The organism is Pseudomonas sp. RC4D1, from assembly GCF_018390395.1.
GTDB lineage: Bacteria > Pseudomonadota > Gammaproteobacteria > Pseudomonadales > Pseudomonadaceae > Aquipseudomonas > Aquipseudomonas danubii.
In genome coordinates this window covers 2,800,855-2,821,181 of sequence record NZ_JAHBAW010000001.1, presented here as the reverse complement: position 1 = coordinate 2,821,181, position 20,327 = coordinate 2,800,855, and the positions used below count along the sequence as shown (strand labels likewise).

Annotated in this window: 21 protein-coding genes; 12 read left to right on the top strand and 9 right to left on the bottom strand. The window is 64.4% G+C overall.

Annotation, left to right across the window (positions count from 1 at the left end; genetic code table 11):
- Positions 1 to 106 precede the first annotated feature (106 nt).
- Complete coding sequence (locus tag KHO49_RS13000; RefSeq protein WP_222933686.1) at positions 107 to 1,048, top strand: GlxA family transcriptional regulator; 942 nt, start codon at positions 107 to 109, stop codon at positions 1,046 to 1,048.
- A 106-nt stretch (positions 1,049 to 1,154) separates the two neighbouring features.
- On the opposite strand, the gene KHO49_RS12995 is transcribed toward KHO49_RS13000, so the two are convergent.
- A complete protein-coding gene (locus tag KHO49_RS12995) occupies positions 1,155 to 5,441 on the bottom strand; it encodes a DEAD/DEAH box helicase (RefSeq protein WP_213665107.1) in 4,287 nt (1,428 codons plus the stop codon).
- A 220-nt stretch (positions 5,442 to 5,661) separates the two neighbouring features.
- On the opposite strand from KHO49_RS12995, the gene KHO49_RS12990 reads away from it, so the two are divergent.
- Both KHO49_RS12990 and pgnE read left to right on the top strand, forming a co-directional pair.
- Complete coding sequence (locus KHO49_RS12990) at positions 5,662 to 6,546, top strand: sugar nucleotide-binding protein (RefSeq protein WP_102865279.1); 885 nt, start codon at positions 5,662 to 5,664, stop codon at positions 6,544 to 6,546.
- Positions 6,539 to 7,468, top strand: a complete 930-nt coding sequence (gene pgnE / locus KHO49_RS12985; protein ID WP_213665106.1) for a UDP-N-acetylglucosamine epimerase PgnE — start codon at positions 6,539 to 6,541, stop codon at positions 7,466 to 7,468. Before KHO49_RS12990 ends, pgnE begins: the two co-directional genes overlap by 8 nt.
- Before the next feature lie 60 nt (positions 7,469 to 7,528).
- On the opposite strand, the gene KHO49_RS12980 is transcribed toward pgnE, so the two are convergent.
- From KHO49_RS12980 to KHO49_RS12960, 5 genes are all read right to left on the bottom strand, one after another.
- A complete protein-coding gene (locus KHO49_RS12980) occupies positions 7,529 to 8,227 on the bottom strand; it encodes an OmpW/AlkL family protein (protein WP_041120027.1) in 699 nt (232 codons plus the stop codon).
- Between the two features lie 178 nt (positions 8,228 to 8,405).
- Positions 8,406 to 8,942, bottom strand: a complete 537-nt coding sequence (locus KHO49_RS12975) for a DUF3299 domain-containing protein (RefSeq protein WP_213665105.1) — start codon at positions 8,940 to 8,942, stop codon at positions 8,406 to 8,408.
- A 10-nt stretch (positions 8,943 to 8,952) separates the two neighbouring features.
- On the bottom strand, positions 8,953 to 10,218 hold the full coding sequence (locus tag KHO49_RS12970; RefSeq protein WP_102865281.1) for an ABC transporter permease: 1,266 nt from the start codon (positions 10,216 to 10,218) through the stop codon (positions 8,953 to 8,955).
- 1 nt (position 10,219) lies between these two features.
- Positions 10,220 to 10,930, bottom strand: coding sequence for an ABC transporter ATP-binding protein (locus tag KHO49_RS12965; RefSeq protein ID WP_110596268.1), 711 nt, complete (start codon positions 10,928 to 10,930; stop codon positions 10,220 to 10,222).
- A 63-nt stretch (positions 10,931 to 10,993) separates the two neighbouring features.
- Entirely contained in the window at positions 10,994 to 11,587 is a 594-nt protein-coding gene (locus KHO49_RS12960) for a DUF2796 domain-containing protein (protein WP_102882382.1), read from the bottom strand.
- Positions 11,588 to 11,721: 134 nt separating this feature from the next.
- On the opposite strand from KHO49_RS12960, the gene KHO49_RS12955 reads away from it, so the two are divergent.
- Complete coding sequence (locus tag KHO49_RS12955; RefSeq protein ID WP_102882381.1) at positions 11,722 to 12,063, top strand: hypothetical protein; 342 nt, start codon at positions 11,722 to 11,724, stop codon at positions 12,061 to 12,063.
- A 92-nt stretch (positions 12,064 to 12,155) separates the two neighbouring features.
- On the opposite strand, the gene trxA is transcribed toward KHO49_RS12955, so the two are convergent.
- From trxA to KHO49_RS12940, 3 genes are read right to left on the bottom strand one after another with little or no spacing between them, the layout of a single operon-like run.
- Complete coding sequence (gene trxA / locus KHO49_RS12950) at positions 12,156 to 13,028, bottom strand: thioredoxin (RefSeq protein WP_102882380.1); 873 nt, start codon at positions 13,026 to 13,028, stop codon at positions 12,156 to 12,158.
- Between the two features lie 31 nt (positions 13,029 to 13,059).
- Positions 13,060 to 13,770 (bottom strand): class I SAM-dependent methyltransferase, encoded by a 711-nt coding sequence (locus tag KHO49_RS12945; RefSeq protein WP_213665104.1) that lies wholly within the window; start codon positions 13,768 to 13,770, stop codon positions 13,060 to 13,062.
- The gene (locus KHO49_RS12940; protein ID WP_213665103.1) at positions 13,767 to 14,225 is read right to left on the bottom strand and encodes a hypothetical protein; all 459 of its coding nucleotides are present in this window, start codon (positions 14,223 to 14,225) and stop codon (positions 13,767 to 13,769) included. Before KHO49_RS12940 ends, KHO49_RS12945 begins: the two co-directional genes overlap by 4 nt.
- A 129-nt stretch (positions 14,226 to 14,354) precedes the next feature.
- Here KHO49_RS12940 and nrdR point away from each other — a divergent pair, with 129 nt between their 5' ends.
- The 8 genes from nrdR (at position 14,355) to KHO49_RS12900 (ending at position 20,319) form a co-directional block, all read left to right on the top strand.
- Positions 14,355 to 14,819: a transcriptional regulator NrdR gene (nrdR, locus tag KHO49_RS12935; protein WP_019095943.1), complete on the top strand. Its 465-nt coding sequence runs from the start codon at positions 14,355 to 14,357 to the stop codon at positions 14,817 to 14,819.
- The gene (ribD, locus tag KHO49_RS12930; protein ID WP_102882378.1) at positions 14,816 to 15,949 is read left to right on the top strand and encodes a bifunctional diaminohydroxyphosphoribosylaminopyrimidine deaminase/5-amino-6-(5-phosphoribosylamino)uracil reductase RibD; all 1,134 of its coding nucleotides are present in this window, start codon (positions 14,816 to 14,818) and stop codon (positions 15,947 to 15,949) included. Before nrdR ends, ribD begins: the two co-directional genes overlap by 4 nt.
- A gap of 47 nt (positions 15,950 to 15,996) precedes the next feature.
- The gene (locus tag KHO49_RS12925) at positions 15,997 to 16,662 is read left to right on the top strand and encodes a riboflavin synthase (RefSeq protein WP_170002162.1); all 666 of its coding nucleotides are present in this window, start codon (positions 15,997 to 15,999) and stop codon (positions 16,660 to 16,662) included.
- 16 nt (positions 16,663 to 16,678) lie between these two features.
- Positions 16,679 to 17,770 carry a bifunctional 3,4-dihydroxy-2-butanone-4-phosphate synthase/GTP cyclohydrolase II gene (gene ribBA, locus KHO49_RS12920; protein WP_102882377.1) on the top strand — a complete coding sequence of 364 codons (1,092 nt, stop codon included), beginning with the start codon at positions 16,679 to 16,681 and terminating at the stop codon, positions 17,768 to 17,770.
- 91 nt (positions 17,771 to 17,861) lie between these two features.
- Positions 17,862 to 18,338: a 6,7-dimethyl-8-ribityllumazine synthase gene (gene ribH / locus KHO49_RS12915; RefSeq protein WP_003228649.1), complete on the top strand. Its 477-nt coding sequence runs from the start codon at positions 17,862 to 17,864 to the stop codon at positions 18,336 to 18,338.
- Positions 18,335 to 18,835, top strand: a complete 501-nt coding sequence (gene nusB, locus KHO49_RS12910) for a transcription antitermination factor NusB (RefSeq protein ID WP_102865291.1) — start codon at positions 18,335 to 18,337, stop codon at positions 18,833 to 18,835. Before ribH ends, nusB begins: the two co-directional genes overlap by 4 nt.
- 18 nt (positions 18,836 to 18,853) lie before the next feature.
- A complete protein-coding gene (thiL, locus tag KHO49_RS12905; RefSeq protein ID WP_213665102.1) occupies positions 18,854 to 19,819 on the top strand; it encodes a thiamine-phosphate kinase in 966 nt (321 codons plus the stop codon).
- Positions 19,816 to 20,319 carry a phosphatidylglycerophosphatase A family protein gene (locus KHO49_RS12900; protein WP_102865293.1) on the top strand — a complete coding sequence of 168 codons (504 nt, stop codon included), beginning with the start codon at positions 19,816 to 19,818 and terminating at the stop codon, positions 20,317 to 20,319. The genes thiL and KHO49_RS12900 overlap by 4 nt, the downstream gene beginning before the upstream one ends.
- Positions 20,320 to 20,327: the final 8 nt, after the last annotated feature.

Here is a 20,327-nt window from a genome sequence, read left to right as displayed (position 1 = left end):
GCTCCCAGGAGGATTGGCCGCATCGACATTAACAGGGGGAAAACTGACAGTGGGCATTCAAGGCTCGGTCGCCGAACTGGGCGTACTGCTTTATCCCGGGGTACAGATGGCGGCGGTGCATGGTCTGACCGATCTGTTCGAAGTGGCCAATCGGATTGCCGGTGAACAGCCCCTGGCGCAACTGCCGCGGTTGCGGGTCAGCCATTGGCAAGCCTCTGAGGCACAAGGCCCACGGCGGATCTATGACAGCCAGGAGGGAGAGAGCGGCAACCTGCTGGCCGTGGTGATACCGCCTTCGTTGGCAGGTTTTTCCGCGAACCAGTCGTCCTCTGCCCTGGTGAGCTGGTTGCGCCAGCAGCATGCGGCCGGCGCCACGCTTGGCGGGGTCTGTGTGGGCTCGATCCTGCTGGCCGAGAGTGGCCTGCTCGATGGCCGCAGCGCCACCACCCACTGGACCTCGGCCAAGGCGTTCGCCGCCCGTTATCCACAGGTGCGCCTGGAGGCCGACCAACCCATAGTCGACGATGGCGACCTGATCACCACGGCCGGGTTGATGGCCTGGGCCGAACTGGGACTGCGCCTGGTGGACCGCCTGCTGGGGCCGAGCATCGCCAGTGCCACGGCGCGTTTTCTGGTGATGGAGCACAGCGACAGCGCCAGCCAGTGCGGCAGCAATTTCGCGCCGATCCTCAACCATGGTGATGGGGCGATCCTCAAGTTGCAGCACTGGCTGCAGGCCAATGGCGCGGTGGATGTGTCGCTGCCGACGATGGCGCAACAGGCGGGTCTTGAAGAGCGCACCTTGCTGCGACGTTTCCGCGCCGCCACCGGCCTCAAACCGACCCAGTACTGCCAGCACCTGCGGGTGGGCAAGGCGCGGGAGATGCTGGAGTTCACCAACGGCACCATCGATCACATCGCCTGGACCGTGGGTTACCAGGACCCGGCGACCTTTCGCAGCCTGTTTAAGAAAATCACCGGTCTGGCCCCCAGCGAATACCGCAACCGCTTCGGTGTGTCTCCCAGTGCCGCCAATCGGGGGCAATAGACTCGGCGCCGGTTAAGTCTGATCCCATAGCCGTTGCGCAGGCGGGGCAATGGGCCGGGATTGACGGGGCCGCCTTCGCCGGCAAGCCGGCTCCTGCGGGGGAAGGTCAGTGCTGGATGAGTTTGTTGCGCAGGGCCTGGGCGGCCTCGGGTTCCAGTTCCAGCCACCAGTGTTGGGTGCCGCCGATCTCGGCCGCGGCGGGCAGGCCGTCGCGATACACCAGGCGGTTGCCACTGAGTGCCGCCACCTTGGGCCCGGGCAGCAGGGTGCCGGCAAGGTTCAGCGGGTCCACGCCACACACCGCGATCAGGCTGCCGTCATGGGGCCGGCGGCGTACCTCCCGTAGCAGCGGGATGGCTTCCGGCAGGGCGAACTGCTCGCCGGCCAGACCGCTGACAAAACGCCCGCCACGGATCTCCCCCCGGGCTTCCAGCCGATGGAAGGTGCGCAGCAGTTCGCGCCAGCTGGGCAGCCAGTCCGCCTCGCGTTCCAGCAGTCGCCAGAACACCACGCCGTAACGGCGCAGCAAGGTCATGGCCACCTGTTCCAGGGTGGCTGTCGAGTCTTGAGTCGCTGAACGACGCAGCAAGGCCCAGCGTCCGGCATCGTCCATGCCACCGACAAAGGCCCCGCGACCTCGTCGGCTGCTGCGGTTCTGGCGTTTGCTCGCCGGTGTAATCAGGGCGCGCAGCCCGGCGAAACTGTCGGCGTTCACCAGGCCGGCGCCCACCAGTTCCTGGAGCACGCTTTCCAGTTCGCTGCGCAGCAGGTGGGCTTCGTGCAGCAGCTCATCAAAAAACAGAGCGCCTTGCTGGCTCAGTACGCTGTGGACTTTCTGCGCCCTGGGCGAGAGCTCGTGGCTGTCGGCCGGGCAGGTCAATGCGCTCCAGAGAGCGGCCTGGGAGCGTGGCAGCAGCACGATCGGCGTACTGCGCAGGGCGCTGCTGGCGGTCTTGCCCGTGCTGTTGATCCGGCTCCAGACCACCTTGCCGCTGCGGCACAGCTCATCCAGCCAATTGGCGGAGTAATCCTTGATCCGCGCCGGCAGCAGGTCGCTGTCCCAGGCTGAGGCCGCCGCCGGGTAGCCTGCGAGCTGGCTGACCACTTCGGCGAGCATGGCGCTGCCCTGGCCTTGGGTGCCTGGGGACAGGTGCTGCCAGTCGAACAGGAAGCGCATGAAGTCCTGCAGGGCCACCGGTTCGATCTCCCGGCGCAAGCGCTTGACCGTGTAGCGGTGAATTCGCGCCAGCAGATGGCGTTCGCACCACTGTTCTTCTTGGCAATCGGGGCTGAAGCGCCCCCGCAGTACATAGCCTTCGGTTTCAAGCTGGACCAGGGCCTGGGCGATTTGCCCGGGAGGCAGTCCCAGGGGGGCGGCGATCTGGCTCAGGGTCTGGGGGGCAAAGCCGCTGAGGCGCGCGCGAATCAGTTCCACTCGCGCAGGTTCCGGGTCCCAGGCCTGATCGAAGCCGGGCACGGGGTTCAGGGCCGGCTGCAAGGGAGCGTGGGGATACAGGGCTTGCAGGCAGGTGATGCGCTCCAGCGCCAGCCACAGATGTTCACTGGAGCCCACCGGCAAGCGGCAGGCGCGACCCTGTGCAGCCAGGGTTGCCAGCCATTGCGGCCACTGGGGGTTGGCTTGGGCTTCAGCCTCGCTGATGGCGGCGAGGCTCATCAGGGCTTCGTGCATTTCATCGGCCGTGGCCGGATTTGGCCACGCCTCTTCAGCCACGGCGGTTATGGCGTCCGCATCCAGGGCGCCGAGGTCGTCGGTGGTTTGCGGGTCGCTCCAGCGCCGCGCCAATACCGCCTGAGTGCGACGCTCTTCAAGGGGCGCGTCATCGAGAAAGGTGTAGGGCTTGGCGCTGAGAATTTCCGCCGCCAGGGGCGAGGGCGCGGGCAGCTCGCGGCTCAGCAGGCGCACCTGGCCCTGTTCCATGCGCCGCAACAGCTGCAGCCAGCCTTCGCTGTCCATGGCGTCGTGCAGGCAGTCGTCGAGGGTCTGTTCCACCAGCGGGTGATCGGGAATTTCCCGTTCGCCGGCGAGGTTTTCCAGGCAGGCGATCTGGTCGGGAAACACACTGGCGATCAAGTCTTCGCTTTTCATCCGCTGGATCTGCGGCGCCACTTTGCGCCCGCCGCTGTAGCGCGGCAGCGCCAGGGCGATCCCGGCGTTCCAGCGCCAGCGCACGCCGAACAGTGGGGCGTCCAGCAGCGCCTGGATGAGAATGTGCTCGGCGCTGTTGCTGTGCAGATACCGCCAGACTTCATCCAGGGCGAAGCTGTGGCTGGTAGACAGCGACAGGACGATGGCGTCCTCGCTGGCGGCAGCCTGCAGTTCGAAGTTGAAGGTGCGACAGAAACGCTTGCGCAGGGCCAGGCCCCAGGCGCGGTTGATGCGGCTGCCGAAGGGGCTGTGGATCACCAGTTGGGTGCCGCCGGATTCGTCGAAGAAACGCTCCATGATCAGCGTGTCCTGGGACGGCAGGGCGCCCAGGGCCAGGCGCGCGGGCGCCAGGTAATCCACCAGTTGCTCGGCGCTGGCGCGGTTCAGCCCCAGCGCCTGCTGCAGCCAGTCGATGGCCGGTTGCAACTGGCCCGGAGTCGCGCTGAGCTGGGCGTCGAGTTGCGCCAGCAGGCGGGCCACGGCGCTGGACAGCTCGGCGCTGCGCCCCGGGGCTTCACCGAGCCAGAAGGGGATGTTCGGCGGCTGGCCCTGGGCGTCCTCGACCCGCACTTTTCCGGTTTCCACCCGCAAGATGCGGTAGGAGGTATTGCCCAGCTGGAACACGTCGCCGGCAATGCTTTCCACGGCGAAGTCTTCGTTGACGCTGCCGATGTTCAGGCCCTGAGGTTCCAACAGCACGCTGTAGTCGGCGTTGTCGGGGATGGTGCCGCCGCTGGTGACCGCCGTCAGCTTGGCTCCACGACGGCCGCGCAGGGTGCGGGTCAGGGCATCACGATGCAGATAGGCGCTGCGCAGGCCCTGGCGACCGTTGAAGCCTTCGGCAAGCATCTGCAGCAGGGCCTGGTAGTGGGCCTGATCCAGGTCGGCGTAAGGCGTGGCCCGGCGCAGCAGGTCCAGCAGCGCTCCTTCCGGCCATTCCTGGCAGCTGACTTCGGCGACGATCTGCTGGGCCAGCACATCCAGCGGCGCATGGGGGATCAGCAGACTGTCCAGCTCGCCGCGGTGCACGCAGTCCAGCAGAGCGGCGCATTCGATCAGGTCGTCCCGGGTCAGGGCAAACAATCGGCCCTTCGGGGTGCCGCCGACCTGGTGGCCGGAGCGCCCGACGCGCTGTAAAAAGGCCGAGATCGAGCGCGGCGAGCCGATCTGGCACACCAGATCGACATCACCGATATCGATGCCCAGCTCCAGGGAGGCAGTGGCGATCAACACTTGCAGGTCCCCGGCCTTGAGCCGCTGCTCGGCCTCCAGGCGCTGCTCCTTGGCCAGGCTGCCGTGGTGCGCGGCCACCGCCTGTTTGCCCAGGCGTTCGCTCAGGTGCCGGGCCAGCCGCTCGGCCAGGCGTCGGGTGTTGACGAAAATCAGCGTGGTGCGGTGTTCCCGGCTCAGGGCGGCGAGGCGCTCGTACACCAGCTCCCAGACATCATTGGACATGACTGCCGACAGCGGCACCGGCGGCACTTCGATATCCAGGTCCCGGGGGCGGGCATGGCCGATGTCGACGATTTCGCAGGGCCGCTCATGCCCCACCAGAAAACGTGACACGGCCTCGATGGGCTTCTGCGTGGCCGACAGACCGATGCGCAACAGGGGCTCGGCGCACAGCGCCTGCAAGCGCTCCAGGCTCAGGGCCAGGTGGCTGCCGCGCTTGCTCCCGGCCAGGGCGTGGATCTCGTCGACGATCACGCTGCGGGTGCTGGCCAGCATCTTGCGCCCGGAGTCCGAACCCAGCAGCACGTAGAGCGATTCCGGGGTGGTGACGAGAATCTGCGGCGCGCTCTTGCGCATGGCGTTGCGTTCTTTCTGCGGGGTGTCGCCGGTGCGCACCGCGGTGCGGATGCACAGTTCCGGCAGGCCTATCAGACGCAGTTGTTCGGTGATGCCGGCCAGCGGCTGCTGCAGGTTGATCTGGATATCGTTGCTCAGGGCCTTGAGCGGCGAGACGTAGACCACCAGGGTGGCGTCCGGCAACTGGCCGCCAGCGGCCAGGCCCTGGCGCACCAGGTCATCGATCACGGCGAGAAAGGCGGTGAGGGTCTTGCCCGAGCCGGTGGGGGCGGCGATCAGGGTCGAGCGGCGCTGGGCGATCAACGGCCAGGCGCGGGCCTGGGCCGTGGTCACGGCGGCAAAGGTGCGCTCGAACCAGGCGCTGACGGCGGGATGAAAACCGTCCAGGACCGGGTTCATGGATTCGGCGAGGGTCATGGATGGGTTTATGCGGCCGCTCGGGGCAACTTGCAAGTAGCGTGCTGTGCAGCTGGCGCCGCAGTCGGCGCTGAGGGCACAAGGTCGCACCGACACTTTCTCAGTGACGCTTGCGCCACAAACCCGCAAAATGCAACGATTCCGGCAATTCTCGACGGTCAAACCCACGGGACTGGCCGATCCAAACCATCGTTCTGAACAGACTGGGCCTGCTGACTCTATGCGAATGCGCCTTATGTTACTGGGCGGCGGAAATGCCCTTGGGCAGGCGCTGATTCGCCTGGGTGCGGAGGAGGACATCGGTTTCCTCGCCCCCCGTCCGCCGCAAGACGGTTGGGATGCCGCGAGCCTCACGCAACTGCTCGACGACACCCGCCCGGATGCCTTGATCAACCTGGCTTACTACTTCGACTGGTTTCAGGCGGAGACGGTGAGCGAGGCACGCCTGAGTGCTCAGGAGCGCGCGGTCGAACGGCTGGCGGAGCTTTGCCAGCATCACAACATCATTCTTGCGCAGCCTTCGAGCTATCGAGTGTTCGACGGTTCCCGGGCCACCGCCTACAGCGAGAAAGACGAGCCGGTGCCCTTGGGGCTGCGCGGTCAGGCACTGTGGCGGATCGAGCAGAGCGTTCGTGCCACCTGTCCGCAGCACGTCTTGCTGCGTTTCGGCTGGTTGCTGGACGACAGCTCCGACGGCATTCTCGGGCGTTTCCTGGCTCGGGCCGAATCCCCGGAAGAACTGTTGATGGCGGACGACCGTCGGGGCAATCCGACCCCGGTGGACGACGCCGCGCGGGTGATCATCTCGGTGCTCAAGCAGCTCGATTGTGCCGCGCCGCTGTGGGGCACCTATCACTATGCCGGTCAGGAAGCGACCACGCCCCTGGCTCTGGGCCAGGCGGTGCTGACAGAAGCACGGCAACTGCACCCGCTGGCCATCGAGGCCCCGACTGCCCAGGCCCATGCCGCCTGTGGCGATGCTGCCGAAGAACCGCAGCACGCGGTGCTGGCCTGCAAGAAGATTCTTCATACCTTCGGGATCAAGCCGCGCGCCTGGCGTGCCGCGCTCCCGGCCTTACTGGATAGGTTTTATCGTCATGGCTGATGGCCCTGTATTGATCACCGGCGGCGCCGGTTTCATTGGTTCGCACTTGACCGACGCCCTACTCGCCAAGGGCTACTCGGTGCGGGTGCTGGACGACTTGTCCACTGGCAAACCGAGCAACCTGCCGCTGGACGACCCGCGGGTAGAACTGATCGAGGGCGACGTCGCCGACGCGGGGCTGGTGAGCCGTGCCATGCACGGCTGTTGCGCCGTGGCGCATCTGGCGGCAGTGGCCTCGGTACAGGCCTCGGTGGACGATCCGGTGCAGACTCACCAGAGCAATTTCATCGGCACCCTGAATGTCTGCGAGGCCATGCGCCAGTGCGGCGTCAAACGGGTGTTGTTCGCCTCCAGCGCGGCGGTCTATGGCAACAACGGCGAAGGCCAGTCCATTGATGAGGACACGGCCAAGGCGCCGCTGACCCCTTATGCGTCGGACAAGCTGGCCAGCGAGCATTATTTTGATTTCTATCGGCGCCAGCATGGCCTGGAACCGGCGATCTTCCGCTTCTTCAATATCTTTGGCCCGCGTCAGGACCCGTCCTCGCCCTATTCCGGGGTCATCAGCATCTTCAGCGAGCGGGCCCAACAGGGGCTGCCCATCACCGTGTTCGGCGATGGCGAGCAGACTCGGGACTTTGTTTACGTCGGTGATCTGGTGCAGGTGCTGGTGCAGGCCATCGAGGCACCGCAGCTTGAAGTGGGGGCGGTCAACGTCGGCCTGAATCAGGCCACCACCCTCAAGCAGATGCTTGCGGCCCTGGCCGAGGTGGTCGGCGAATTGCCTGCCATCAGCTACGGTCCGGCCCGGGCCGGTGACATCCGTCATTCCCGTGCCAGCAATCAGCGTCTGCTGCAGCGCTTCACGTTTCCCGAGCCGACTCCGATGAGTGTCGGCCTCGCCCGCCTGATGGGGCGCTGAGGGAAAGTGCAGGCATGAAAAAGGCGCCTTTCGAGGCGCCTTTTTTCATTGTCGGCGGGCTTAGAACTTGTAGCCCAGACCCACCATGTAGACCCAAGGATCAACGTCGACATTGACCTTGGCGCGGGTGCCGGCGGCCAGGGCGTTGTTATCCACATACGCACGGGTATCGATATCGATGTAGCGCACCTGGGCGTTGACCATGATCTTGTCGGTCAGCATGTAGTCGGCACCGACCTGCCAGGCCAGGCCCCAGGAGTTCTTGGCGCGGAAATTGTCGAAACCTGCGGCCTGGGCGCGGCTGCCGACGTGCTCGTCGTAGATCCAGGTGTAGTTGATACCGGCACCGACGTAGGGTTGGAACGCCGATTTGCTATCCAGCGGGTAGTACACAACGCTCAGGGTCGGCGGCAGGTGCTTGAGGGTACCGAGCTTGCCGTTGGCGGCGGCCAGGGAGGTGTCCTTGATCTTCACATCGTGTTCGAACGGGGTGGCGGCCAGCAGTTCGATACCGACGTTATTGGTCACCATGTAGGCGAAGTTCAGACCCAGCTGAGTGTCGCTGCTCATGGTCGCCTTGCCGCCCAGGTTGGCGCCGGCCAACGGGCCGCTGTCGACCTTGACGTCGGAGCTGTTGGCTTTTGGATTGACGGTAATGGCACCGGCGCGGATCAGGATATCGCCAGCTTCATGGGCGTTGGCAATCGGGGCGGCGAGTGCGAGCGCGATCAGGGAAGCGCTAAGCAGAGACTTGTGCATGGGAGCTCCAAAGGACGATTCAAATTGGCTATGTTCAATGGTAAGGATCGTCAAGTTGACTGCCTTGACTCAGCTCAATGAAATGGCGAACCCCGGTGGCAGGGCTGAACTATTCTTTTGTTCTGCACTCTTTTGGCCTGGTGCCCGGACCCTGTCCGAGCCGGCACCGCTGCTGCACTCACTCCTGCAACTCATAGACATAGATCTTTTGCGCCGCCATCTGGTAGCCGGCGTCCGCCAGCTCGCTGGTAGAGGGTTTGACCTGCATGGCGCCCTCGATCCAGTAAGGCTGATACAGCTCGTCGAGCTTTACCCCGAGCTCGCTGGTGACGTGGACGATCTGGTTCGACGGCGGTGGTGGCACGTGGATGCAGGCGCCGAAGTAGGGCACCAGGAGAAACTCCGTGGTGCGGCCTTCCTCGTTTACTTCCAGGGGCACGATGTAGCCGGGCAGGCGCACCGTCTGGCCGTCCAGGCTCTTCACCACCGGCGCATTGGGCAGGTCCTGCTTGGCGGCGGGGGCCGATTCGGCGGCCAGTGCATCGCTCATCTGCGACAGGTCGTGCAGCGGCTGCATGTTCGACACTTCCGGCGGCGCGTCCGGCGGGATCATTTCCGACCAGGTCAGATCCTTCGGTGCTCCGGCCGCCCACAACGGCGTGGCGATCAGCAGCGACAGGGCAAGCAGGGGGCGCAGTAGGCGTTGGGCTTTCATAAAGCGGTGCTCATAAACGAATCGACAGGCCATCGGCCAGGGATTGCCGGTAGGCGCGCCAGGCCGGCACGCTGCCCATCAGCAGCGCGGCGATCAGGATACCGCCCAGCAACGTCCACTCATACTGGCTGGGCCAGGACAGCGGCAGGTACAGGCCGTAGTTCGATTGCACGTAGCCCTGGGCCAGGGCGATGCCCAGGTACAGCAGGCCCAGACCGGCCAGGACCCCGAACAGTGCCAGGGCGAACGCCTCCAGTACCAGCAGGGTTGCAATATGCCAGGGACGGGCGCCTACCGAACGCAGGATGGCCATCTCCCGACGGCGCTCGTTGAGGCTGGTGAGGATCGCCGTGAGCATGCCGATCAGGCCGGTAAGAACCACGAACAGCGACACCACGAACAAGGCTTTCTCGGCGGTGCCCATCAGGCTCCAGAGTTCCTGCAGGGCCACGCCGGGCAGGATCGCCAGCATCGGCTCGCCGCGAAATTCGTTGATCTCCCGTTGCAGGGCGAAGGTCGAAATCTTGCTGTTGAGGCCAAGCATGAAGGCGGTGATCGCCTGGGGCGTCAGGTCCAAGTTGCGCGCCTGATCGGCAGTAATACGACCGTCGCCACGGGCTGGCACGCCGTTGTGCCAGTCGATGTGGATCGCCTCCATACCGCCCAGGCTGATATGCAGCGTGCGGTCCACCGGAGTACCGGTGCGCTTGAGGATACCCACCACGGTGAAGGGCTTGTCGTCATGCTTGACCAGGCTGATGGCCGCCACGCCGTGGGCCAGCACCAGCTTGTCGCCAAGTTTGTAGTGCAGGGCATCGGCGACTTCGGCCCCCAGTACCACCTCGAAAGGATCACTGGCGAAAGCCCGGCCCACGGCCAGTTGCAGGCTCTGCTGATGACCGTACTGGTAGTGCTGGAAGTAGGCCTCGGTGGTGCCCATGACCCGGTAGCCACGATGGGAGTCGCCCAGCGAAATCGGGATCGCCCACTTCACCTTTGGGTTGTTGGCGAAGTGCTCGAAGCTGTCCCAGCGGATGTTGTTGGTGGCGTTGCCAATGCGGAACACCGAGTACAACAGCAGGTTCACCGAGCCGGAGCGGGCGCCGACGATCAGGTCGGTACCGCTGATGGTGCTGGCGAAACTGGCCCGGGCTTCGGTGCGGACCCGTTCCACCGCCAGCAGCAGGCAGACCGAGAGAGCAATGGCGAAGGCGGTGAGGATCGCGGTGAAGCGGCGGTTAGCCAGGCTGGCCATGGCTAGACGGAACAGATACATCTCAGACCTCTGCGGGCGTGGCGGCGCGATTGAGTTCGGCCAGCGACAGGTTGCGATCAAACAGCGGCGCCAGGCTCTGGTCATGGCTGACGAACAGCAGGCTGGCCCCAGCCTCGCGGCACTCGGCGAAGAGCAGTTGGATGAAGGCTTCCCGGGCGTCGTAGTCCAGCGCCGAGGTGGGTTCGTCGGCGATCACCAGCTCTGGCTGGCCGATCAAGGCCCTGGCGGCGGCGACCCGTTGCTGTTGGCCGATGGACAGCGAGTCGGCACGACGGCCGAGCAGGTCGGGGTCCTTCAGACCCAGATGGGCCAGCAAAGTGGCGGCCGCCTGATCGACGCTGCCGTGGCGCTGAATGGCGCGGCTGGCCCGCAGTTTGGAGAAGTGGCAGGGCAGTTCGACGTTCTCGCGCACCGAGAGAAACGGCAGCAGGTTGAACTGCTGGAAGATGTAGCCGGTGTGATCGACGCGAAAGCGATCACGTGCTCCGGCGGCCAGCTCGGTCAGCTCCTGGCCCAGCAGGCGGATGCTGCCCTGATTGGGTTTCTGCACCCCGCCCAGCAAGCCCAGCAGCGTGGTCTTGCCGCTGCCGCTGGGGCCCTTGAGGAACAGTGTTTCGCCGGCTTCCAGGCGGAAACTCGGGATGTCCAGCAACTGAGGGTGGCCGGGCCAGCTGAAGCCCAGGTCGGACAGTTCGATAAGTGCTTGGGTCATGTTGGGCCGATCATGCAGTGAGTGGTGTAGCCGCTGCTGGAGCCGCGGCTACAGGCGCAGCGCTTAGAACTTCAGGGTGGCAGCCTTGGCGGTGGCTTCGACACCTTGCTGGCCGTTTGGCGAAATCAGTTGTACCTGAATTTTCTGGGTGGCGGGGAAGGTCTTGAAGACTTGTCCCAGGTCGAGGTTCTTCAGGGCGTCCGGCTTGGCGCAGGTGAACTGGTAGTGAGCGTGGATCTCGCTGTGTTCGTGGTGATGTTCATGACCTGCCGCGTCCTTGTCATCGTCATCGTGGGCATCGGCATCGGGCTTGTCGCCGAACAGCGGGCTCTCCAGTTCCTGTTTGGCCACTGTGCAGGCGGCGGCCTTGGGCAGGCTGAACAGCACCAGGGGCTGTTCCAGTTGAGTGCGGGCGGCAGCGACCTTGGCCTTGTCGGCGTCGGTGCTGGGGGCGTGTTCGAAACCCACCAGGTTCATCGCCGGGCTTTCCAGTTCCAGCTCCAGGGCCTGGCCGTCGAGCACCGCGTTCAAACGGGCCACGCCGTGTTCATGGGCGCCGAGGCTGCCGTGTTCATGCTCGTGATCATGGGCTTGCGCGGCCTGGGCAACGGCCAGCGGCAACAGGGCGAAGGGCAGGGCGAGTAGCAGACGGCGCATAGCAAGTCTCCAGGGCGAAGATGAAATAAATGTTATGTGATCTTATAACAATTGGCCGCAGAGTTTGACCGCCCGCTTGGCGTTGCGCAAGACGCGTGGGAGCATGCTCGTCAGAAAAATGTGGGAGCACAGCGATGTTGCGGATTCGTGGAAGCATCGGCGATTGGCCGGTGGATTTGACCCTGGAACTGGACGAAGGCGATTGGGCGCAACTGGGCGCGCAGTTGCAGGCGGCCAAGCCTGAAAGTGTCGCGGTAGCTACCCGGCCGGCCAGTCAGGACGATGCGTTGTGGCAGACCGCCAAGGATCTGTTGCGCAAGGCGGGCCAGATCAGCGGGCCCGAGTTGCTGGAGCAGTTGCAGGGGCTGACCGGCAGCGCGGCGGCTGGCAAGCGTTTGCTGGTGCGCTTGCGCCACTGCGCCGAGGTCAAGGTGATCAGCGGCGCCGATACGCCGCTCTACAGCTGGGTGCAATGATCCTGTAGGAGCCAGCTTGCTGGCCAATGGGTTCTGTCTGTCAGAGCCCTTTCGCTGGCAAGCCTGCTCCTACATAAGTCGGCAGATCAGTCTCAGTACAGCGCGGCGAACAGTTTGCGGCGATACGCGGTCACTAGCGGGTGATCGTTGCCCAACAGGTCGAAAACTTGCAGCAGGGTCTTGTGGGCAATGCCTTCGTTGTAGCTGCGGTTGCGCATGAAGAGTTTGAGCAAGGCTTCCAGCGCCGCTTCGTATTGCTGGCGGGCCAGTTGCTGGATCGACAGCTGGTAGGTTGCCTCGTCGTCCAGCGGGTCCTTGGCCAGGCGCGCCTTGAGGTCGGCGGCATCCGGCAGATCCGCCGCTTGCTTGAGGAAGGTGATCTGCGCCTTGGCACCGGCCAGGGCAGCCTTGTGTTCATCGCTCTTGACCGCGTCGAGCACGGTCTGGGCTTCGCCCAGTTCGCCGCGCTCGGCCAGGCAGCGGGCGTAGAGAATCAGGGCCTTAGCGTTGCTGTTGTCTTCCCCCAGCAGCACTTTGAGGAGGGCCTCGGCGTCGCCGATACGAGCGTCGTTGAACAAGGCTTCGGCCTGCTCCAGCGGGTCGGCGGCAGGGGGTGGCGGCATCTGCACATGGGGTTCGAGCATGGCCCGTACTGCGGATTCCGGTTGTGCGCCGGCAAAGCCGTCCACCGGTTGACCGTCCTTGAACAGCACCACAGTGGGCAGGCTGCGGATGCCGAAGCGGGCGACGATGTCCTGCTCGATATCGCAGTTGACCTTGGCCAGCAGCAACTCGCCCTGATAGCTCTCGGCGATCTGTTGCAGCATCGGCATCAGCGCCTTGCAGGGCGCGCACCATTCTGCCCAGAAGTCCACCAGGACCGGTTTGTGGAAGGAGTTCTCGATCACCGACTGGTCGAAATCAGCGGTGCGGGCGTCGAAGATATACGGCGTGTCCTGACTCATGGGGTATCTCGAATAAGCGGGAATGGAACCACTATAAAGTTGCGCGAAGTAGATCGCTATTGCCCGTGGCAGCCGGGTCGTCGGTGAATGGCCGCTGCGCGTGATACAGGCTCACGTTGCGAAACTCCCAAGGCTCGGCCAGGTCAGGCAGAGTCAGGGCGTTGAGCATTTCCAGGCGCTGATACAGCGGGTGCTGGAAGTCCCTGACCCGGGAATCCGCCACCAGGGCTTCGCGGCCGCGGCTGAGGAATTCATCCAGCAGCGGCAGGTTGGCTCGGTCATAGAGCACGTCCGCCACCAGGATCAGGTCGAAGCGATCAGCCTCGGCGAAAAAGTCCGTTGAATAGCTCAGTTCGACGTCGTTGAGTGCGGCGTTGGCCCGGCAGGCGGCGATGGCCAGTGGATCGAGGTCGCAGGCCACCACTTCCAGGGCGCCGGCCTTGGCCGCGGCAATCGCCGCCACCCCGGAACCGGCACCGAAATCCAGCACCCGCTTGCCTTGCACCCAGTGCGGGTGTTCGGCCAGGTAACGGGCCAGGGCCAGGCCGCTGGCCCAGCAGAAACTCCAGTAAGGCGGTTCATGGAGAATGCGTCGGGTTTCTTCCGGGGTGAAGGCGCGGTCCATGTTCTGGGCGTCGATCAGCCAGAGTTTCAGGCGCGTGTCGGGCAGCTCGCAGGCCACCAGTTGCGCATCACCCAGCAGCTCGCTGAGGGCGTCTTGCAGGTCGAGCGGTACCTTCATGGGGCTTTGACGAATTGCAGTGGTCCCAGGGCCTGGGTGGTGGGTTGGTCGATGCGCACCGCCGGCAGGTGCAGGATCAACTGGCCGGATTGGCTGGCGCGGCCGCGCAGTTCGACCCGGGCGCCGGCGGGGAAGGCTTCGGGAGCGAAACGCAGGCGAAAGGGCAGGGCCTGGTTGGTGCCGGTCAAGTTGTTGCTGGCCAGCAAGCGTTGCGGACGGCCGCGCTCATCGATCACCAGCAGCGCCAGCTCGACGTTGGCGCCGGCCGGCACCCCGTCGAGGGTACCGCTCAGTTCCCGCTGGTAGGCCGGCAATGGCCCAAGATCGGCAGGTTCCTGATTTTTTTGCGTGGTCTGTTGCTGTGAAGAAGAGGGGGCCGCAGGTTTCGGGGCATCGCTGCTGCAAGCGACCAGCAGGCTGACGAGACTGAGCAAAACGAGCGGTCTGAGCGGCATCTGAAGCTCCAACAAGGCGAATGTCCATGTGCGAAACATAATAGTCGGTCTGTATACCGTAAAGGCTATGGCTTGTCTTGCCAGTGGGATGCGCTACCATGGCCCTCCCTTTTTTTGTTGCCTGCCACCATGCACTGTCCCTTCTGCGGTGCCAACGACACCAAGGTCATCGACTCGCGTCTGGTCGCCGAGGGCGAACAGGTGCGCCGCCGGCGTGAATGCCTGGCCTGTGGTGAACGTTTCACCACCTTCGAAACCGCCGAACTGGTGATGCCGCGCCTGATCAAGACTGACGGCAGCCGTCAGCCCTTCGACGAAGAAAAACTGCGCGCCGGTATGCAGCGCGCCCTGGAAAAACGCCCGGTCAGTGTCGAGCGTCTGGAGGCGGCGCTGGTGCACATCAAGCACAAGCTGCGGGCCACTGGCGAGCGCGAAGTCAAATCCCTGGTCGTGGGTGAACTGGTGATGACCGAGCTGCAGAAGCTCGATGAAGTCGCCTATATCCGTTTCGCTTCGGTCTATCGACGTTTCCAGGATCTCAACGAATTCCGCGAAGAGATCGACCGTCTCGCCCGCGAGCCGGCCAAGCAATGAGCCTGTCCCCGGAGCAAGCGGTACTCGACGCGCACTACATGGCCCGTGCCCTGGAACTGGCGCGCAAGGGCCGGTATTCCACCCATCCCAACCCCCGCGTCGGCTGTGTCATCGTTCGCGACGGCCAGGTGGTAGGCGAAGGCTGGCATGTGCGTGCCGGTGAACCCCACGCTGAAGTCCATGCCCTGCGTGCCGCCGGGGAACTGGCCCGTGGCGCCACGGCCTATGTGACTCTCGAGCCTTGCAGCCATCACGGCCGCACACCGCCTTGCGCCGATGCCCTGGTCAATGCCGGGGTGGCGCGGGTGGTTGCGGCGATGCAGGACCCGAACCCGGAAGTGGCCGGTCGCGGTTTGCAGCGTCTGGCCCAGGCCGGCATCGACACCCACAGCGGTGTACTGGAAGCCGAGGCCCGTGCAATCAACAAGGGTTTCCTGAAACGCATGGAGCACGGCCTGCCTTATGTGCGGGTCAAGCTGGCGATGAGTCTCGACGGTCGCACTGCCATGGCCAGTGGCGAGAGCCAATGGATTACCGGGCCTGCCGCTCGTTCTGCGGTGCAGCGTCTGCGGGCCGAATCTTCGGTGGTGCTGACCGGTGCCGACACAGTGCTGGCGGATGACGCCCGGCTGACCGTCCGCGCCGCTGAGCTGGGCCTGGACCCTGAGCAGACTGCCCTGGCCATGAGTCGCCCACCGCTGCGGGTGTTGATCGATGGTCGTTTGCGGGTGCCTCTCGACGCGCCGTTCTTCAAGGCCGGACCGGTGTTGGTGGCCACCTGTGCGGCCGTGGAAGAGCAATATGCCAACGGCCCGGAGTGCCTGATCGTTCCCGGCCCCGATGGCCAGGTCGACCTGCATCGCTTGCTGTTGGAGCTGGCCGCCCGTGGCGTCAATGAAGTGCTGGTGGAAGCCGGCCCGCGGCTGGCGGGAGCCTTTGCCCAGCAGGGTCTGGTGGACGAGTACCAGATCTTCGTCGCCGGCAAGTTCCTCGGTTCCTCGGCGCGGCCGTTGCTGGACTGGCCGCTGGCGCAGATGAGCGAGGCACCGTTGCTCAAGATCATTGAAATGCGTGCGGTGGGCGATGACTGGCGAGTCACTGCCATCCCGGCCCCGCCAGCGAGCGTATAATTCCCGACTTTCGCCTACCCGGCGGCCCTGTTCTCGAGGAGGACTCCATGTTCACCGGCATCATCGAATCCATCGGCAGCATTCGCGCATTGACCCCAAAAGGCGGAGATGTGCGGGTCTATGTAGAAACCGGCAAGCTTGATCTGGCCGACGTCAAACTGGGCGACAGCATCGCGGTGAACGGCGTCTGCCTGACCGCAGTCGAGTTGCCGGGTGACGGTTTCTGGGCCGATGTCAGCCGCGAGACCCTCGATTGCACGGCCTTCCATCAGTTGAAAGCCGGCAGCCGGGTCAACCTGGAGAAAGCCCTGACCCCGACCACTCGCCTGGGCGGTCACCTGGTCAGCGGTCACGTCGACGGTGTCGGCGAAGTGGTGGCGCGGGAAGAAAATGCCCGGGCCATTCAGTTCCGCATCCGCGCACCGAAAGAACTGGCCAAGTACATCGCCCATAAAGGCTCGATCACCGTCGACGGCACCAGCCTGACGGTCAACGCGGTCAATGGCGCCGAGTTCGAGCTGACCATCGTGCCCCACACCCTGGCGGAAACCATCATGGCCGACTACCGGCCGGGTCGTCAGGTCAACCTCGAGGTCGACCTGCTGGCGCGCTACCTGGAACGCCTGCTGTTGGGTGACAAGGCGGCTGAAGCCAACACCGGCGGCACCATTACCGAAAGTTTTCTGGCCGCTAACGGCTATCTCAAATCCTGACCCAAGGGGGTGCCGCGTGGCGCTCAACAGCATCGAAGAACTGGTTGAAGACATCCGCCAAGGCAAGATGGTCATCCTCATGGATGACGAAGACCGCGAGAACGAAGGCGACCTGATCATGGCCGCCGAGTGCTGCAAGGCCGAGCACATCAACTTCATGGCCAAGCACGCCCGTGGCCTGATCTGCATGCCCATGAGCCGCGAGCGCTGCGAACTGCTCAAGCTGCCGCTGATGGCGCCGCGTAACGGTTCCGGCTTCGGCACCAAGTTCACCGTCTCCATCGAGGCCACCGAAGGCGTGACCACCGGCATCTCCGCCGCTGACCGTGCGCGTACCGTACAAGCGGCAGCGGCCAAGGACGCCAAGGCCGAGGACATCGTCAGCCCGGGTCACATCTTCCCGCTGATGGCCCAACCCGGCGGTACCCTGGCCCGTGCCGGCCACACCGAAGCCGCCTGCGACCTGGCGCGCATGGCCGGTTTCGAGCCAAGCGGGGTGATCTGCGAAGTGATGAACGACGACGGCACCATGTCCCGTCGTACCGAACTGGAAGCCTTCGCCGCTGAACACAACATCAAGATCGGCACCATCGCCGACCTGATTCACTATCGGATGATCCACGAACGTACCGTTCAGCGGATTGCCGAGCAGCCCCTGGACAGCGAATTGGGCCAGTTCAACTTGGTGACCTATCGTGATTCGGTGGAAGGCGACGTGCACATGGCCCTGACCCTGGGCGATATCTGTGCTGAAGAGCCGACCCTGGTGCGCGTGCATAACATGGACCCGCTGCGCGACTTGCTGATGGTCAAGCAGCCGGGCCGCTGGAGCCTGCGCGCGGCCATGGTCAAAGTGGCCGAGGCCGGCAGTGGCGTGGTGCTGTTGCTGGGTCACCCGCTGGATGGCGATGTACTGCTGGCGCACATCCGTGAAACCGCGGAACACCAGCCGGTGAAGAAACCCACCACCTACAGCATCGTCGGTGCCGGTTCGCAGATCCTTCGCGACCTGGGCGTACGTAAAATGCGCCTGATGAGTGCGCCGATGAAGTTTAATGCGATATCCGGTTTCGACCTGGAAGTTGTAGAATACGTGCCCTCCGAATAAAAGCCGGTCGTTTCCGGCTTGAAATTCGCGGTTCAAATATCACTGAAGAGCGTGTGCTAGACACGCTCTGGCTCTTTAAGAGATTTGTCGAATGACCCTGAAGACCATCGAAGGTACCTTCATCGCCCCTAAAGGCCGCTATGCCCTGGTGGTCGGCCGTTTCAACAGCTTCGTCGTCGAAAGCCTGGTCAGCGGCGCGGTTGACGCCCTGGTTCGCCACGGCGTGAGCGAAAGCGACATCACCATCATCCGTGCCCCTGGCGCCTTCGAAATTCCGTTGGTCGCGCAGAAAGTCGCACAGAAAGGTGAGTTCGCGGCGATCATCGCCCTGGGCGCGGTCATTCGTGGCGGTACTCCGCACTTCGAATACGTGGCCGGCGAGTGCACCAAGGGCCTGGCCCAGGTGTCCATGGAGTTCGGCGTGCCAGTGGCCTTCGGCGTGCTGACCGTTGATTCGATCGAACAAGCCATCGAACGTTCCGGCACCAAGGCCGGCAACAAAGGGGCCGAAGCTGCCTTGTCCGCCCTGGAAATGGTCAGCCTGCTGGCGCAGTTGGAGGCCAAGTGATTAGCGACGATAGCGATCGTTTCAACCCGCGCGATCCCAAGCCTGCCAACGCCGGCAAGCCATCCAAGAGCGCCAAGCGTCGCGAAGCCCGTCAGCTCGCGACCCAGGCGCTGTACCAATGGCACATGGCCAAGCATTCGCTGAACGAGATCGAAGCGCAGTTTCGGGTCGACAACGATTTCACTGACATCGACGGCGCCTACTTCCGGGAGATCCTGCACGGAGTTCCGGCCAACAAGAACGAGATCGACAACGCGCTCGTGCCTTGCCTGGACCTGGCCATCGATGAGCTGGACCCGGTTGAACTGGCGGTCCTGCGGCTGTCCACCTGGGAACTGCTCAAGCGCGTCGACGTGCCGTACCGCGTTGTGATCAACGAAGGTATCGAACTGGCCAAGGTTTTCGGTTCCACCGACGGCCACAAGTTCGTCAACGGTGTTCTCGACAAGCTGGCCCCGCGCCTGCGTGAAGCTGAAGTGAAGGCGTTCAAGCGCTGAACCGCGCTTGCAGCTGCCATGGGCGAGTTTGAGCTGATCCGTAACTTCTTCGCTGCCGCGCCTTGTGCGCAAGGCGGCGAGGGTGTTGCCCTGGGGATTGGTGACGACTGCGCCTTGCTGGCGGTTGCTCCGGGCGAGCAGTTGGCGATTTCCACCGACACCCTGGTGGCCGGTGTGCATTTCGCCGATCCCTGCGACCCCTATCTTTTAGGCCAACGCTCCCTGGCGGTGGCTGTCAGCGATCTGGCTGCCATGGGCGCCACCCCGCTGGCCTTTACCCTTGCCCTGACCCTGCCGACGGTAAGCGCCGATTGGCTGCAGGCCTATGCCCGCGGCCTGAACGCCATGGCCCAGAGTTGCGACGTGCGCCTGATTGGTGGCGACACCACTCGTGGCTCGCTGACCTTGACCCTGACCGTCTTCGGGCGAGTGCCCGCAGGCCTTGCCCTGACCCGCAGTGGTGCCCGTGTGGGTGATTTGCTGTGCGTCGGCGGTGAGTTGGGCAATGCCGCCGGAGCCCTGCCGCTGGTCTTGGGCCAGCGCAGCGCTGATGCAACCATCGCCGCCCCCTTGCTGGCTCACTACTGGTCACCGCAACCGCAATTGGCCCTGGGCCAGGCACTGCGGGGCAAGGCCACCTCGGCCCTGGATATCTCCGATGGCCTGCTGGCCGATTGCGGGCATATCGCGGCCGCTTCGAAGGTCGCCTTGCAGGTGGAGGTGGAGAAATTGCCACTGTCGCCGGCATTGTTGAGCTTTCTTGGCGAACAGGGTGCCCGCGCTGCGGCCCTGAGTGGCGGCGATGACTATGTCCTGGCCTTTACCTTGCCGCCTGCCGAGCTGGCGCCGCTGTTGGCGGCTGGTTGGCCGGTGCAGGTGGTGGGGCAAGTGGTGGCCGGGCAGGGCGTGACCCTGCTGGACGCCGGCGGCCAGGACATCACCCCCGGCACCCGGGGTTATCAACACTTTGCGGAGACACCGTGACAGATCATCCCAAACAGGTCCCGGCGGAGTTCGTACCGCCGTCGGTCTGGCGTAATCCCTGGCATTTCCTGGCGTTCGGTTTTGGTTCCGGCACCTTGCCCAAGGCGCCAGGCACCTGGGGCTCGCTGGTTGCACTACCCTTTATCCCGCTGTGGCAGATGTTGCCGGACTGGGGCTACTGGCTGATGCTCGGCGTCACCATGCTGTTCGGCTTCTGGCTGTGCGGCAAGGTCGCCGACGATCTGCGGGTGCATGACCACGAAGGTATCGTCTGGGACGAGATGGTCGGCATGTGGATCACCCTGTGGCTGGTGCCCGAGGGCTGGTACTGGCTGTTGGCGGGGTTTCTAATGTTCCGTTTCTTCGACATTCTCAAGCCGTGGCCGATTCGCTGGGTCGACCGGCATGTGCATGGCGGTGTCGGCATCATGCTCGATGATGTGCTGGCTGGCGTGTTTGCCTGGTTGGCGATGCAAGGGCTGGTGTGGTGCTTCAACTGAGGAATTAG